Below are 13,453 nucleotides of genomic sequence, written 5' to 3' on the forward strand. Positions count from 1 at the left end.
TGAGCCGAGTCAGCGGGCGGTGCCGTGCCAGCTGTCCCACAGCGCGGCATAGGCGCCGCCCGCCGCCACCAGCTCGTCGTGCGAGCCCAGCTCGCTGATCCGGCCGTCCTCCACCACGGCCACCCGGTCGGCGTCGTGCGCCGTGTACAGCCGGTGCGCGATGGCGATCACCGTACGGCCCTCCAGCACGGCCGCGAGCGACCGCTCCAGGTCGCGGGCGGCCCGTGGGTCGATCAGCGAGGTGGCCTCGTCCAGCACGAGCGTGTGCGGGTCGGCCAGCACCAGCCGGGCGAGCGCGAGCTGCTGCGCCTGGGCCGGGGAGATCGCCGTGCCGCCGGAGCCGACGACGGTGTCCAGCGCGCCGTCGAGGGCGGCCACCCAGTCCCAGGCGTCCACGGCCTCCAGCGACCGGCGCACCTCCGCGTCGGAGGCGTCCGGCCGCGCGATGAGGAGGTTGTCGCGCAGCGTGCCCCGGAAGACGTGGTGCTCCTGGGTGACCAGGGCGACGTGCCCGCGCAGCTCGTCGAGCGGCAGCTCGACGATCGGCACCCCGCCGACCGTGACCGACCCGCTCCCCGGCGCGTGCACCCCGGCGATGAGGCGGCCCAGCGTCGACTTGCCCGCCCCTGACGGCCCGACCATGGCCAGCCGTTCTCCCTGGCGTACGTCGAGGTCGATGCCGTGCAGCACGTCGTGGCCCGCGCGGTAGGCGTACCGCACGCCGCTGACCTTCAGCTCCTCCCCCACCGGCCGGGCGTCGCCCGCGCTGCGGTCGTCGGGCACGTTGGCCACGCCCAGCAGGCGGGCCATCGAGGCCCCGCCGACCTGGAGCTCGTCCACCCACGACAGCAGCCGGTCGAGCGGGTCGATGAGCTGCTGGACGTAGAGCGTGGCCGTCGTCACCTGGGCCACCGTCACCCAGCCCTCGATGGAGAACAGCCCGCCGAGGAACAGGGTCGCCACGACCGGGATCACGTAGCCGAACTCGACCGCCGGGAACCACACCATGCGCAGGCCCAGGGTGTACCGCTCGGCCGCGAACGACCGGGCGATGTCCCGGTCCGTACGGGCCCGGCGGCGGCCTTCCAGCCCCAGCGCCTCGATGGTGCGCGCGCCCTCGACGGTCTCCGCCAGTCCTTCGGTCATGTCGGCGTACGCCGCGTTCTCCCGCAGGTAGCCGTCCCTGGCCCGGTTGAGGTACCAGCGGGTGGCGCCCCACAGCAGCGGCACGGCGACGAGCGACGGCACCGCCATGACCGGGCCGACGAGGATCACGGCGCCCACGACGAAGGCGCCGGTCACGACCGCGATCAACGTCTCCGGCACGGCGTGGCGCACGCTGCGGGACAACGCGTCCACATCCCTGGAGGTGCGGGTGAGGAGGTCGCCGGAACCGGCCCGCTCGACCGTCGAGAGCGGCAGCGCGAGCACCCGGTCGACGAACTCCTCGCGCAGCTCGGCCAGCACCTTCTCGCCCAGCCGTGACGACGCGTACACCGCGAACCTGACCAGCACCCCCTGCGCGACCACGAAGCCGGCGATGGCCAGGGCGACGGCGTCCACGCGCAGGTCGGCCCGGCCCTCGGCCAGGCCCTGCACCAGCTCGCCGAGCATGCGGGGCGCGAACAGACCGGCGACCGCCGCGAGGGCGTGCAGGGCCAGAGCCAGGGCGAGCTCGCGCGGATACTTCAGCGTCAGCCGCCGCGCGTAGGCGCGCACCTGCGCGCGGTCGGCGACCGGCAGGATCTCGCGGGCCATGCTCAGTCCTCCCCTCGTGTCACGGTCGAGCGATAACCGGGCTCCGCGTCCAGCAGCGCCCGGTGGGTGCCTTCGGCCCGCACCACGCCGCCCTCGACGTACAGCACGTGGTCGGCCCGGTCGAGCACGAGCGGGCTGGTCGTGCAGACCAGGGTCGCGCGGCCCGCCCGCGCCTTGCCCAGCCGTTCGGCGACGCGCGCCTCCGTGTGCGCGTCCACGGCGCTGGTGGGCTCGACCAGGATGAGGATCTCCGGGTCGGCGAGCAGTGCCCGGGCCAGCCGCAGCCGTTGCTGCTGGCCGCCGGAGAACTCGCGGCCCGACTCGGCCACGTACGCGTCCAGGCCCTCGGGCAGCGCCGTCACGATGTCCTCGGCGCAGGCGGCGTACAGCGCCTGGCGGACCTCCTCGTCGCCGGCCGTGCCCCGCACGTCCAGCTCGTCGCGCAGCCGTCCGCTGAACAGCCGCGCGCCGTTGTCGGCCACCAGGATGTGCCGCCTGACCTCGGCGAGCGGCAGCTCCGCGAGCGGCCCGCCGCCGAGCGCGACGTCGCCGGGGGCGAACCCGCCGAGCCGGTCGGCGATGGCGATGGCGTCCTCCGGCGCGGCCGCCGCGAGCGCGGTGAGCCGGCCGGGCCGGACCTCGGCGCCCGACCCGCCGTCGCGGAGCGTGCCCTCACCCGTGAAGAAGCGGCCGTCGCCGCCCGCGATCTCGGGCTCCAGGGACAGGATCCGGCAGACGCGGCGCGCCGCCACGTGCCCCTTGGTGAGCTTGTCGGCGGCCTCGGTCAGCGTACGCAGGGGCGCGATCAGGAAGACCGCGTAGCCGTAGAACGCGACGAGCTGACCGGGGGTGATGCGGCCCTCCAGTGCGAAGTGCGCGCCGAGCCAGGTCACGCACGCGATCAGCAAGCCGGGCAGCAGGATCTGGGCGCCCTCCAGCAGGGACTCCACCGAGGCCACCCGCACACCCGCCCGCCGTACGAGCTGCGACTCCTCGCGGTAGCGGGCGGCGAAGACCTGCTCGCCGCCGACGCCCCGCAGCACCCGCAGGCCGGCCACGATGTCGGCCGCCCGGGTGGCCAGGTCGCCCTGCAGGTCGCGTTGCGCGTGCTGGCGCCGGTGCAGCGGCTTGAGCAGGGGCCCCACCGCGGCCGCCATCAGCGGCACTCCGACCAGCACGACAAGACCGAGCGGAACCGAGGTGGTGATGAGGATCACGGTCACCGCAACGACCGCGACGACCGCGCCGGCGCCCCGCAGGAGGATGTCCATCGCGTTGCCGATGTGCGCGATGTCCGAGTTGCCCACGCTGACGACCTCACCCGTCGACAGCCGCTTCGGCAGGGTCGCCCCGAGCCTGGCCGCCTGCCGTACGGTGACCTGCACCGTGCGATAGGCCGCCGACAGCCAGGTGAAGACGGCGAAACGGTGCCGCAGGACGCCGGAGACCGCCTGGACCACGCCGAGGCCGAGCACCACCGCCGACCACTTCACCAGCGTGCCCGCGTCCCGCTGGGCCATCGCGTCGATCGCCTTGCCCAGGGCCGCGGGCACGAGCGCCTGTCCCAGCCACCACAGCACCGCAAGGCCGACTCCGGCCAGCAGCGGAGCGGCCTGGGCGCGCGCCACCCACCACAGGTAGCGGAGCGGCCCGCGGGCGTCGGGAGTGCCGGGATCGGCCACAGGAAGAGAGCGCATGGTCGTTCCAGGCTCGCAAACACGCAGGTCGACGGGCAAATCGTTTTCCCGCAGGATGAATGCGTCAACCAAGGTTGACAGTAGGCCGATTGTCAACCTATGTTGACGGCATGAGCGATACGGCACAGCTGGCGAGCGACGCCGGCAGCCGCGATCCGGCCGTCGGTCTGCGGGCCGTACGGGCCCTGCGGCTCCTGGTGGAACGGCTCGAAGCGCTGCAGGTGGAGAACGCCCGCACCGCGGGGTGGTCGTGGCAGGACATCGCGCTCCTGCTCGGGGTGTCCCGGCAGGCGGTGCACAAGAAGTACGCGGGCGGCCGAGGACTGCTGAGACGGGAGAAGTAGATGTTCGAACGGTTCACCGACGACGCCCGGCAGGTCGTCAAGCACGCGGTGGAGCAGGCGCGCGAGCTCCGGCACGGGCAGGCGGGCACCGAGCACGTCCTGCTCGGTCTGCTGACCCCGCAGACGTCGTCCGCGCGCCTCCTCGCGGCCCACGGGATCGACCACGCGCGGGTGCGCGCCGAGATCGTCCGCAGACACGGCGACCTGACCGGCGGGGACATCGACGCCGAGGCCCTGGAGTCGATCGGCATCGACCTGTCGGCCGTGCGGGAGAAGGTCGAGGGCGTCTTCGGGCCCGGAGCCCTGGACCGCGCCCCGCAGCGCGACCGCCGAGGGGTCCTCGTCAGCGGCTGGCGCGTTCCGTTCGGGCCCCGGGCCAGGAAGGTGCTCGAACTCTCGCTACGCGAGGCTCTCGCGATGAAGAGCCGGAGCATCCGGGACGGGCACATCCTCCTCGGCGTCATCCGGGAGGGCGAGGGCATGGGCGCCCGCATCCTGGCCGACGCCGGAGTCGACCTGCCCGCGCTCCGGGTGGAGGTCGTGAGCAGCCTCTGACGGGCCGGCGTCAGTCGTCCAGCGCCGCCAGGGCGTCCGCGGGGGTCTCGTAGATGGGGAACGCCGCGTGCAGCCCGGTCACCGTGAGGATCCTGCGGAAGACGCCCCGGACGCCGGCGAGCTTCATGAACCCGCCCGCCTCGACCGCGCGATCGTGCGCCTCCAGCAGCAGCCGCAGGCCCATGGAGTCGCAGAAGGTCAGCTCGGACGCGTCCACGACCAGCCGGGTGTTGCCCTCGTCCGACAACTTGCCGAACACGGTGCGCAGCCGCTCGCCGGAGATCACGTCCAGTTCGCCGGTCAGAGTGACGAGAGCGTGCGTCGCCTCATGGCTCACCGTGACGCCAAGTCTCGTCGTCATTCCCTGTCCTCGGTCCGAAGATCTTCACCCGGAAGATCTACAGAGAAGTTACACCTCTAATTACCCCGGCAGGCAGGGGGAGGCAAGGCAATCGGGCTTCACCTTCGTGGAGGACAGATGGTGCGGTCCGGCCCGGCTCAGCGGTCACCGGCGGTTTCGTACAGTCCGCCCGAGCCGGCGCCCGAGTCGCCGTCCGTTCGAGGGCGGCGCGGACCGGCGTCCGCGGCCTGGCTGAGCGCCTCCGCGACCGTCTCATGCTGCTCGAACACGTTGCGCAGCCCGGTGATCGTCAGCACCCGGCGCAGCACGCCCTGCACACCGGTCAGGATCAACCGGACGTTCAGGGCCTGACCGCGCTGCAACGCGGAGATCAGCTCGCTCAGCCCACGCGAGTCGCAGAACATGATCTCGGCGACGTCGATCACGAGGACGGACGTCTCGGGCGACTCCCAGACCCGGTGCAACTCGTCGTGGAGCAGGTGGACGGTGCCGGCGTCGAGGTCCCCTTCCACACGCACGACGACGGCCGCGCCGTGGACCGCGGACGCGACCTTCAAAGTGGAACGTGGACCGGACACGGGCATGCTCACTCCCTCGCCTGCGGGATCACGGCAGGCGTGTTACGCCAACACAAAGGACACGTTACCCGGGAGGAGGGGGGATTAGTCGCAGTGAAGGCGTGAGCCGTGCGGCTCACGCCTTCTCCGGATGTGGTCACGCTACTTGGAGGCGGCCTTGATGTAGTCGGCGTTCATCTGGGCGATGGTGTCGAACGGGATGCCCTTGGGGCACACCGCGGTGCACTCACCGGTGTTGGTGCAGCCGCCGAAGCCCTCGGCGTCCATCTGCTCGACCATCGCCCGAGCGCGGGACTCGCGCTCCGGCTGGCCCTGCGGCAGCAGGCCCAGGTGGGTGATCTTCGCCGCGGTGAACAGCGAGGCCGAGCCGTTGGGGCAGGCCGCGACGCACGCGCCGCAGCCGATGCAGGTCGCGGCGTCGAAGGCGGCGTCGGCGTCGGCCTTCGGCACCGGGACGGAGTGCGCTTCGGGGGCGGACCCGGCGGGGACGGAGATGAAGCCGCCCGCCTGGATGATCCGGTCGAACGCCGACCTGTTCACCACGAGGTCCTTGATCACCGGGAACGCCGCGGACCGCCACGGCTCGATGGTGACGACGTCGCCGTCCTTGAAGTGCCGCATGTGCAGCTGACAGGTCGTGGTGAGCTTCTGCTCGCCGTGCGCGACGCCGTTGATGACCATGCCGCACATGCCGCAGATGCCCTCACGGCAGTCGTGGTCGAAGGCGACCGGGTCGTCGCCCTCCAGGATCAGCCGCTCGTTCAGCACGTCGAGCATTTCCAGGAACGACATGTCCGGCGAGACGTCTTCGACCCGGTAGGTCACCATCCGTCCCTTGTCCGACGAGCCGTTCTGCCGCCAGATCTTGAGGGTCAGGTTCACTTGTAGCTCCGCTGGGTCATCTTGACGTACTCGTAGTCGAGCTCTTCCTTGTGCAGGACCGGGCCGTCCGGGGTCCACTCCCACGCGGCGACGTAGGCGAAGTTCTCGTCGTCGCGCAGCGCCTCGCCGTCCGCGTCCTGCGACTCGGCCCTGAAGTGACCGCCGCACGACTCCGTACGGTGCAGCGCGTCGATGCACATCAGCTCGGCGAGCTCGAAGAAGTCGGCCACCCGGCCGGCGCGTTCGAGCGCCTGGTTGAGTCCCTCGGCGTCGCCCGGCACCTTGACGTTGTTCCAGAACTCCTCGCGCAGCTCGGGGATGCGCTCCAGCGCCTTGCGCAGCGACTCCTCGGTGCGCTCCATGCCGCAGTAGTCCCACATGATCCGGCCGAGCTCACGGTGGTAGGAGTCGGCGGTGCGGTCGCCGTTCACGGACAGGAGCTTGTCGATCTTGTCCTGGACCGCCTTCCTGGCCTCCGCGACGTCGCCCTCCTCGACCGGGCCGAACGAGCCGGCTCCGGCGAGGTAGTCCCCGATCGTCGTCGGCAGCACGAAGTAGCCGTCCGCCAGGCCCTGCATGAGCGCCGAGGCGCCCAGTCGGTTGGCGCCGTGGTCGGAGAAGTTGGCCTCACCGACGACGAACAGCCCGGGGATCGTCGACTGCAGGTCGTAGTCCACCCACAGTCCGCCCATCGTGTAGTGGACGGCCGGGTAGATGCGCATCGGCACCTCGTACGGGTTCTCGCCGGTGATGCGCTCGTACATCTCGAAGAGGTTGCCGTACTTCTTCTCGACCGCGTCGCGGCCCATCCGGGAGATGGCGTCGGCGAAGTCGAGGTAGACGCCGAGGCCGCCGGGACCGACGCCGCGGCCCTCGTCGCAGACGTTCTTGGCGGCGCGGCTGGCGATGTCACGCGGGACGAGGTTGCCGAACGCCGGGTAGATGCGCTCCAGGTAGTAGTCGCGCTCGTCCTCGGGAATGGCGCCGGGGGCCCGGTTGTCGCCCTTGCGCTTCGGCACCCACACGCGGCCGTCGTTGCGCAGCGACTCCGACATCAGCGTCAGCTTCGACTGGTGGTCGCCGCTCTGCGGGATGCAGGTCGGGTGGATCTGCGTGTAGCAGGGGTTGCCGAAGTAGGCGCCCTTCTTGTGCGCCCGCCAGATGGCCGTGGTGTTGCAGCCCTTGGCGTTCGTCGACAGGAAGAACACGTTGCCGTAGCCGCCGCTGGCGAGCACGACGGCGTCGGCGAGGTGGGTCTCGATCTCCCCGGTGACCATGTCGCGGACCACGATGCCCCGGGCCCGGCCGCCGCTGACGATGAGTTCGAGCATCTCGTGGCGGGTGTGGACCTCCACGTTCCCCGCCGCGACCTGCCGCTCCAGGGCCTGGTACGCGCCCAGCAGGAGCTGCTGGCCCGTCTGGCCGCGGGCGTAGAAGGTCCGCGACACCTGGGTGCCGCCGAAGGAGCGGGTGTCGAGCAGGCCGCCGTACTCGCGGGCGAACGGCACGCCCTGCGCCACCGCCTGGTCGATGATGTTCACGCTGACCTGGGCGAGGCGGTACACGTTCGACTCGCGGGCGCGGTAGTCGCCGCCCTTCACGGTGTCGTAGAACAGCCGGTAGATGCTGTCGCCGTCACCGCGGTAGTTCTTGGCCGCGTTGATGCCGCCCTGCGCGGCGATCGAGTGGGCCCGGCGGGGCGAGTCCTGGTAGCAGAAAGACTTGACCTTGTAGCCCAGCTCGCCGAGCGTGGCCGCGGCGGAGCCGCCGGCCAGGCCGGTGCCGACGACGATGACGGTCAGCTTGCGCTTGTTGACCGGGTTGACCAGCTTGGCCTGGAAACGACGCGTGTCCCAGCGGTCCTCGATGGGACCCTCCGGCGCCTTGGTGTCCCGGATGGGCTCGCCCACCCGGTACATCCCGGGAAGGCTCACGCGCTCCTCCTGCTGCTGGGCGCGGCGGCGGAACTTCACTTGACCACTCCGATCATGATGCAGATGGGCGCGGCGACGAATCCGAGCACCAGCACCGCGGAGACCGCGGCGGCGCCCGTCTGCAGCGCGCCGCGAGAGCGGGGACGGCGGGTCAGGCCGAGCGACTGGAACGCGCTCCACAGGCCGTGGCGCAGGTGGAGGCCGATCATCACCATGGCGACCAGGTAGAACACCGTCACCCACCAGCGCTCGGGCTGGAAGCCGGCGATCATCCGGTCGAACGGCGTGGCGTCGCCGCCCTTGGGGTTGACCGTGCCGAAGGTCATGTCGAGCAGGTGCCAGATCACGAACAGCAGGATGATCACGCCGCCGTACCGCATGGTGTGGGTGGCGTACCCCTTGGCCTGCGACTTCCGCTTGGCCGCGTACTTCACGGGCCGCGCCTTGGCCGCCCGGCGGGCGAGCGACACGGCCGCCCACATGTGCAGCACGACGCAGAGCGCGAGCACGATCTCGGTGATCGTCAAAATCGTCCGGTTCGGCAACGCGGGCGAGCCCACGGTCCGCAACCATTCGGCATAGTGGTTGAAGGAGTCGGCGCCCAGGAAAATCTTGAGATTGCCCAGCATGTGGGTGATCAGGAAGAGCACGAGAACGGCGCCGGTGACGGCCATGACGGCCTTCCTGCCGGCCGAGGTGCCGAGCAGGCCGCGACGGGCAGGCGTACGCGGCGCGGCCCCGGCGGGCTTGCGAGGTGCCTCGTGCGCGGGAACCGGCGCGGTCGCCGAGCCCCTGTCCACAGAAGCATGGTCCACGGAGTGGTCAACAGTGGCAGTCACGTGAATAAACGCTAGGTTCGCGCTTTTCAGGCGTCCAAGTCATGACAGGTCTGGTCTCGATAGCCGCTGGCTATGCGCTCTGTCCCCTCCGGTTTCCAAGAGTCGAAAGTCACAAGGTGTGCGACGAAATTCACACCTGTTCCCCGTGCGGGACCCGCATCGAGCCGGTTCCGGCGATAGCCCTAGGCTATTGAGTCGTGCAGCTCCAGCAACTGGCCTACTTCATGGCCGTGGCCGAGACGCGGCACTTCACCCAGGCCGCCGAGCGGATGCGGGTCGCGCAGCCGTCGCTGAGCAAGCAGATCAAGAGCCTGGAGACCGAGCTGGGAGCGCCCCTGTTCAGCCGGGCGCGGGGCAACGTCACGCTCACCCCCGCGGGTGAGGCGCTGCTCCCGCTCGCCCGTCGCATGCTCGCCGACGCCGAGACCGCCCGGCGCGAGGTCGCCGAACTGGCGGGGCTACGGCGGGGGCGGGTGCGCCTCGGCGCGACCCCGTCGCTGTGCGCCGGGCTGCTGGCCGACGCGCTGGCGCGCTTCCACCACGACTACCCGGGGGTGGAGCTGCAGGTGGAGGAGGGCGGATCCCGCGACCTCGTCCGCGATCTCGCCCGGGGCCAGCTCGACCTGGCGCTGATCATCCTCCCGCTGCAGAGCAGCGACCCGTCCCTGGTGACCCAGGAGATCCTGAGCGAGAACCTCGTCGTGGCCTCCATGTCGGCCCGGGGGCGCAGGTCGTACATGCGGATCGAGGACCTGCGCGGACGGCCCATGGTCATGTTCCGCCGGGGCTACGACGTGCGGGAGGCGACGCTGGCGGCCTGCCGGCAGGCGGGCTTCGAGCCGCGCTTCGCGGTGGAGGGCGGGGAGATGGACGCGGTGCTGCGGTTCGTCGAGGCCGGGCTGGGAATCGCGGTCGTGCCCTCGATGGTGCTGGAGAACCGGCCGAGGCTGACGGGCACGCCGCTGCTGCCCGGGCTGCGCCGTACGGTCGCCCTCGCCCACCGCAAGGACGTCGAGCCGACCCGGGCGGCGCAGGCCTTCCGCGGGACGCTGCTGTCGTTCCTCGGCGAGGCGGCACGTGACGGCACGCTTCCCCAGGGAATAGAGGCGCTCGTTGATGTGTGACCCCTAGCGCCCGACCCCCAGACGATAGGTTTGTGCCCACGATGATGCCGACGCTGACGAGAGGCGTTCGTGACCCCCGTCTCACCTGATCTGCCCGATCCGCTCACCCTCCTGCTGATCGAGGACGACGCCGGCGACGCGTTTCTCGTCGAGGAGTTGCTGGCGGGCGCCGAGAGGCCGCCGAAGATCACCTGGGCGCGGACGCTCGCCGAGGGACGGGCGCGGCTCACCGACGACGTGCAGTGCGTGCTCGTCGACCTCTCTCTTCCCGACGCCTCGGGACTGGAGGCGCTCCAGCAGATCCTCGCCATGGCCACGGACACGGCGGTGCTCGTCCTCACCGGACTCGGGGACGCGCACGTCGGCATCGAGGCGGTCGCCGCCGGGGCGCAGGACTTCCTGGTCAAGCAGGACGTCGACGCCCGGCTGCTGATCCGCGCCATCCGGTACGCCATCGAGCGCAAGCGCGCCGACCTCGCCATGCGCGAGCTCCTGCAGGAGCGCATCGTCAGCAAGGAGAACTCCCGGCTCGAACGCGGCCTGCTGCCCGTCCCCCTGCTCGACCCCATGCTCCTGCACCACCAGGCCCGCTACCTTCCCGGACGTACGGGCGGGCTGCTCGCGGGCGACTTCTGGGACACGGTGCAGACGCCCGACGGGGCGGTCCACGTGCTGATCGGCGACGTGTGCGGGCACGGGCCCGACGAGGCCGCGCTCGGCACGGCGCTGCGCATCGCCTGGCGCACGCTGGTGCTGGCCGGGCAGACCGGCAACGACGTGCTGCGCACGATGGACACGCTGCTGCGGCACGAGCGCAAGTCGCCGGAGATCTTCACGACGTTGTGCACCGCGGCCATCTCCCCCGACCTCACCAGCGCCCGCCTGCACGTGATCGGCCACCCGCCGCCGCTGCTCCTGCGCGACGGCCGGCTCGGCGTGGTCACCGAGACGCCGTCGGGCCCGCCGCTGGGCATCTTCCCGGACATCGAGTGGTCGCCCATCGACGTCACACTGGGCGACAGGTGGTCGCTGCTGCTCTACACCGACGGCCTGATCGAGGCCACGGTCGGCGAGAACCGCGACCTGCTCGGCACCGAGGGGCTCGCGAACCTGATCCGCGCCCAGGAGGGCATCGACCTCGACCGCATCATCGCCAGCCTCGACGGCGCGATGCACGACGACGTCGCCGCCGTGCTCGTGGCCCGCGGCCACCCCGAGCAGCGTGTCCGGGAGGCCGGAGCATGACCGTGCCCGACGTCACGACCCCGCCCCCGCTGCCCCCGCTCGCCCCGTCCGGGCGGGGCGCCCGCCTGCCGGTCGGCCGATGGTTCCTGCTCGCCGGTGCGGGCGTCCTGGTCATCTTCGTGATCGCGCTCAGCGCGATCCTGCTCGCGCTCTCCACGACGTACGAGGCCCGGCGGACCCTCGTCGACGCGGTCGACCCCGCCGCCCTGCAGACGCTGCGGGTCGCCCGGGCGGTGCAGACCCAGGAGGGCGCGATCCGCGGCTACGGGCTGACCGGCGAGCAGCAGTACCTCGACAGCTATCGCCAGGGCGTCGCGGAGGAGGAGTCGGCCAAGGACGCCATCGCCAAGCTCGTCCCCGAGCTGCCCCAGGGATACGGCGTGCGCCACCAGATCCGCGAGCTCACCGACGCCACGGGCGCGTGGCGGCGCGACTACGCCGAGCCCGTGGTCGAGCGGACGCTCAAGAGCGGCCCGGGCCCGCTCACCGACCTGGCCAGGCACAACCTGCAGCACTTCTCGGCGGTCAGGGCCGCCCTCGACGAGCAGCAGGCCCTGCTGGGACGGCTGCACGACGTCGCCAGGGACCGGCTCTACTCCGGTTGGAACACCATCTACTGGGCGGTCGCGGCGCTGGCCGGCGCGATGGTACTGGCGATCGTGTTCTGTGCGATGATCGTGCGCCGCGCCGTCGCCGGCCCGATCGCGCGGCTCACCCGGCAGGTCCGGGCGGTCGCGGCGGGCGACTTCGACCACGAGCTCGGGGTCGAGCGGCCGGCCGAGCTGTGGGAGCTGTCCGGCCACATCGACGGGATGCGCCGCCGCATCATGACCGAGTGGCAGTCGTCCGTCGAGGCCCGCCAGCAGCTCGCCGAGCAGGCCGAGGAGCTCAAGCGCTCCAACCGGGAGCTGGAGCAGTTCGCCTACGTGGCCAGCCACGACCTGCAGGAGCCGCTGCGCAAGGTGGCGAGCTTCACCCAGATGCTGGAGCAGCGCTACGCCGACCGCCTCGACGACCGCGCGCGGCAGTACATCGGCTTCGCGGTCGACGGCGCCCGCCGCATGCAGCTGCTCATCAACGACCTGCTCGACTTCTCCCGGGTGGGCCGGGTCGGCGGCGAACGGGAGGAGATGGACACGGGCGACGCGCTGGCCGCCGCCCTGCGCAACCTCGACTCCCGGCTGTCGGAGACCGGCGCCACGGTCACGAACGACGACCTGCCCAAGATCCTCGGCAACCGCACGCTGCTGACCCAGCTCTTCCAGAACCTGGTCAGCAACGCGCTCAAGTTCCGTTCCGAGGAGCCTCCCCGCGTCCACGTCGGCGTACGGCGGGACGGCGACATGTGGGAGTTCAGCTGCGCGGACAACGGCATCGGCGTCGAGCCGAAGTACGCCGACCGGATCTTCCTGATCTTCCAGCGCCTGCACCCGAGGGACGTCTATCCGGGGACGGGCATCGGACTGGCCCTGTGCCGCAAAATCGTCGAATATCATGGCGGCCGGATCTGGCTCGACACGAACGAGAGCGCCGGAGCCACGTTCCGCTGGACGCTGCCGGCCCTGGGAGATCCCGATGACTGAACTCCGCCCGATCGAGGTCCTCCTGGTCGAGGACGACCCGGGCGACGTCCTGCTCTGCCAGGAGGCGTTCTCCTACAACAAGGTCGGCAACAACCTCCATGTGGTCAACGACGGCGAGCAGGCGCTGGCCTTCCTGCGCGGCGAGGGGCCGTACGCGTCGGCGCCCCGGCCCGACCTGGTCCTGCTCGACCTGAACCTGCCCCGCGTGAACGGCTTCGAGGTGCTGGAGGAGGTCAAGAAGGACCCCTCCCTCCGGAGCATCCCCGTTGTGATCCTCACCACTTCGGAGGCCGAGCAGGATATTCTGCATGGATATAACCTGCACGCCAACGCGTACATCACCAAACCCGTGGATTTCGACCAGTTCACGCGGGTAGTACGGCAGGTCGACGAATTCTTCGTGACCGTGGTCAAGCTGCCGGGGAAGTGACCGAGATCACATGGGGGAGGAGTGACCCTCCTCACAGTTCGTGATGTGCTCGTCGTAATGTGTGCCCCACCAATAACGCGCACGGCCTGAGCAGTACGGCGCGGTCGCTCCGGCGTGCGCGGA

The 13,453-nt window shown here is 71.0% G+C and carries 13 protein-coding genes; 6 read left to right on the top strand and 7 right to left on the bottom strand.

Translation table 11 applies throughout. The features are described from left to right. Positions 1-9: 9 nt before the first annotated feature. Together HHX41_RS23745 and HHX41_RS23750 are read right to left on the bottom strand one after the other, a co-directional pair. Entirely contained in the window at positions 10-1,758 is a 1,749-nt protein-coding gene (locus HHX41_RS23745) for an ABC transporter ATP-binding protein (RefSeq protein WP_182907769.1), read from the bottom strand. Positions 1,759-1,760: 2 nt separating this feature from the next. Then, the gene (locus HHX41_RS23750) at positions 1,761-3,455 is read right to left on the bottom strand and encodes an ABC transporter ATP-binding protein (RefSeq protein ID WP_182907770.1); all 1,695 of its coding nucleotides are present in this window, start codon (positions 3,453-3,455) and stop codon (positions 1,761-1,763) included. Positions 3,456-3,565: 110 nt separating this feature from the next. Between HHX41_RS23750 and HHX41_RS23755 the strand changes: the two genes are divergently transcribed. Together HHX41_RS23755 and HHX41_RS23760 are read left to right on the top strand one after the other, a co-directional pair. Next, positions 3,566-3,799, top strand: a complete 234-nt coding sequence (locus HHX41_RS23755) for an RNA polymerase subunit sigma-70 (RefSeq protein ID WP_079316659.1) — start codon at positions 3,566-3,568, stop codon at positions 3,797-3,799. Next, positions 3,800-4,354, top strand: a complete 555-nt coding sequence (locus HHX41_RS23760; RefSeq protein ID WP_182907771.1) for a Clp protease N-terminal domain-containing protein — start codon at positions 3,800-3,802, stop codon at positions 4,352-4,354. 10 nt (positions 4,355-4,364) lie between these two features. Here the strand turns inward: HHX41_RS23760 and HHX41_RS23765 are convergent, their stop codons facing one another. From HHX41_RS23765 to HHX41_RS23785, 5 genes are all read right to left on the bottom strand, one after another. Beyond that, positions 4,365-4,715 (bottom strand): STAS domain-containing protein, encoded by a 351-nt coding sequence (locus tag HHX41_RS23765; protein WP_169983358.1) that lies wholly within the window; start codon positions 4,713-4,715, stop codon positions 4,365-4,367. Positions 4,716-4,852: 137 nt separating this feature from the next. Continuing rightward, complete coding sequence (locus HHX41_RS23770; protein WP_182907772.1) at positions 4,853-5,293, bottom strand: STAS domain-containing protein; 441 nt, start codon at positions 5,291-5,293, stop codon at positions 4,853-4,855. A 141-nt stretch (positions 5,294-5,434) separates the two neighbouring features. After that, positions 5,435-6,175 (bottom strand): succinate dehydrogenase/fumarate reductase iron-sulfur subunit, encoded by a 741-nt coding sequence (locus HHX41_RS23775; RefSeq protein ID WP_169983360.1) that lies wholly within the window; start codon positions 6,173-6,175, stop codon positions 5,435-5,437. Further along, positions 6,172-8,094: a fumarate reductase/succinate dehydrogenase flavoprotein subunit gene (locus HHX41_RS23780; protein WP_182907837.1), complete on the bottom strand. Its 1,923-nt coding sequence runs from the start codon at positions 8,092-8,094 to the stop codon at positions 6,172-6,174. Before HHX41_RS23780 ends, HHX41_RS23775 begins: the two co-directional genes overlap by 4 nt. Before the next feature lie 50 nt (positions 8,095-8,144). Continuing rightward, complete coding sequence (locus HHX41_RS23785; protein WP_310742141.1) at positions 8,145-8,948, bottom strand: succinate dehydrogenase cytochrome b subunit; 804 nt, start codon at positions 8,946-8,948, stop codon at positions 8,145-8,147. 197 nt (positions 8,949-9,145) lie between these two features. Here HHX41_RS23785 and HHX41_RS23790 point away from each other — a divergent pair, with 197 nt between their 5' ends. From HHX41_RS23790 to HHX41_RS23805, 4 genes are all read left to right on the top strand, one after another. After that, the gene (locus HHX41_RS23790; RefSeq protein ID WP_182907773.1) at positions 9,146-10,072 is read left to right on the top strand and encodes a LysR family transcriptional regulator; all 927 of its coding nucleotides are present in this window, start codon (positions 9,146-9,148) and stop codon (positions 10,070-10,072) included. 69 nt (positions 10,073-10,141) lie between these two features. Next, positions 10,142-11,317 (top strand): PP2C family protein-serine/threonine phosphatase, encoded by a 1,176-nt coding sequence (locus tag HHX41_RS23795; RefSeq protein WP_169983362.1) that lies wholly within the window; start codon positions 10,142-10,144, stop codon positions 11,315-11,317. Then, a complete protein-coding gene (locus HHX41_RS23800; protein WP_182907774.1) occupies positions 11,314-12,900 on the top strand; it encodes an ATP-binding protein in 1,587 nt (528 codons plus the stop codon). Before HHX41_RS23795 ends, HHX41_RS23800 begins: the two co-directional genes overlap by 4 nt. Further along, a complete protein-coding gene (locus tag HHX41_RS23805) occupies positions 12,893-13,330 on the top strand; it encodes a response regulator (RefSeq protein WP_169983364.1) in 438 nt (145 codons plus the stop codon). The genes HHX41_RS23800 and HHX41_RS23805 overlap by 8 nt, the downstream gene beginning before the upstream one ends. Positions 13,331-13,453: the final 123 nt, after the last annotated feature.

It is taken from the genome of Microbispora sp. H13382, from assembly GCF_014161445.1.
Lineage (GTDB): Bacteria > Actinomycetota > Actinomycetes > Streptosporangiales > Streptosporangiaceae > Microbispora.

Bases quoted from the DNA above. Each gene is read 5' to 3' on its own strand.
- HHX41_RS23750 (WP_182907770.1), bottom strand. From the start codon at position 3,455: ATGCGCTCTCTTCCTGTGGCCGATCCCGGCACTCCCGACGCCCGCGGG.
- HHX41_RS23760 (WP_182907771.1), top strand. From the start codon at position 3,800: ATGTTCGAACGGTTCACCGACGACGCCCGGCAGGTCGTCAAGCACGCG.
- HHX41_RS23780 (WP_182907837.1), bottom strand. From the start codon at position 8,094: ATGTACCGGGTGGGCGAGCCCATCCGGGACACCAAGGCGCCGGAGGGT.
- HHX41_RS23745 (WP_182907769.1), bottom strand. From the start codon at position 1,758: ATGGCCCGCGAGATCCTGCCGGTCGCCGACCGCGCGCAGGTGCGCGCC.
- HHX41_RS23805 (WP_169983364.1), top strand. From the start codon at position 12,893: ATGACTGAACTCCGCCCGATCGAGGTCCTCCTGGTCGAGGACGACCCG.
- HHX41_RS23755 (WP_079316659.1), top strand. From the start codon at position 3,566: ATGAGCGATACGGCACAGCTGGCGAGCGACGCCGGCAGCCGCGATCCG.
- HHX41_RS23800 (WP_182907774.1), top strand. From the start codon at position 11,314: ATGACCGTGCCCGACGTCACGACCCCGCCCCCGCTGCCCCCGCTCGCC.
- HHX41_RS23765 (WP_169983358.1), bottom strand. From the start codon at position 4,715: ATGACGACGAGACTTGGCGTCACGGTGAGCCATGAGGCGACGCACGCT.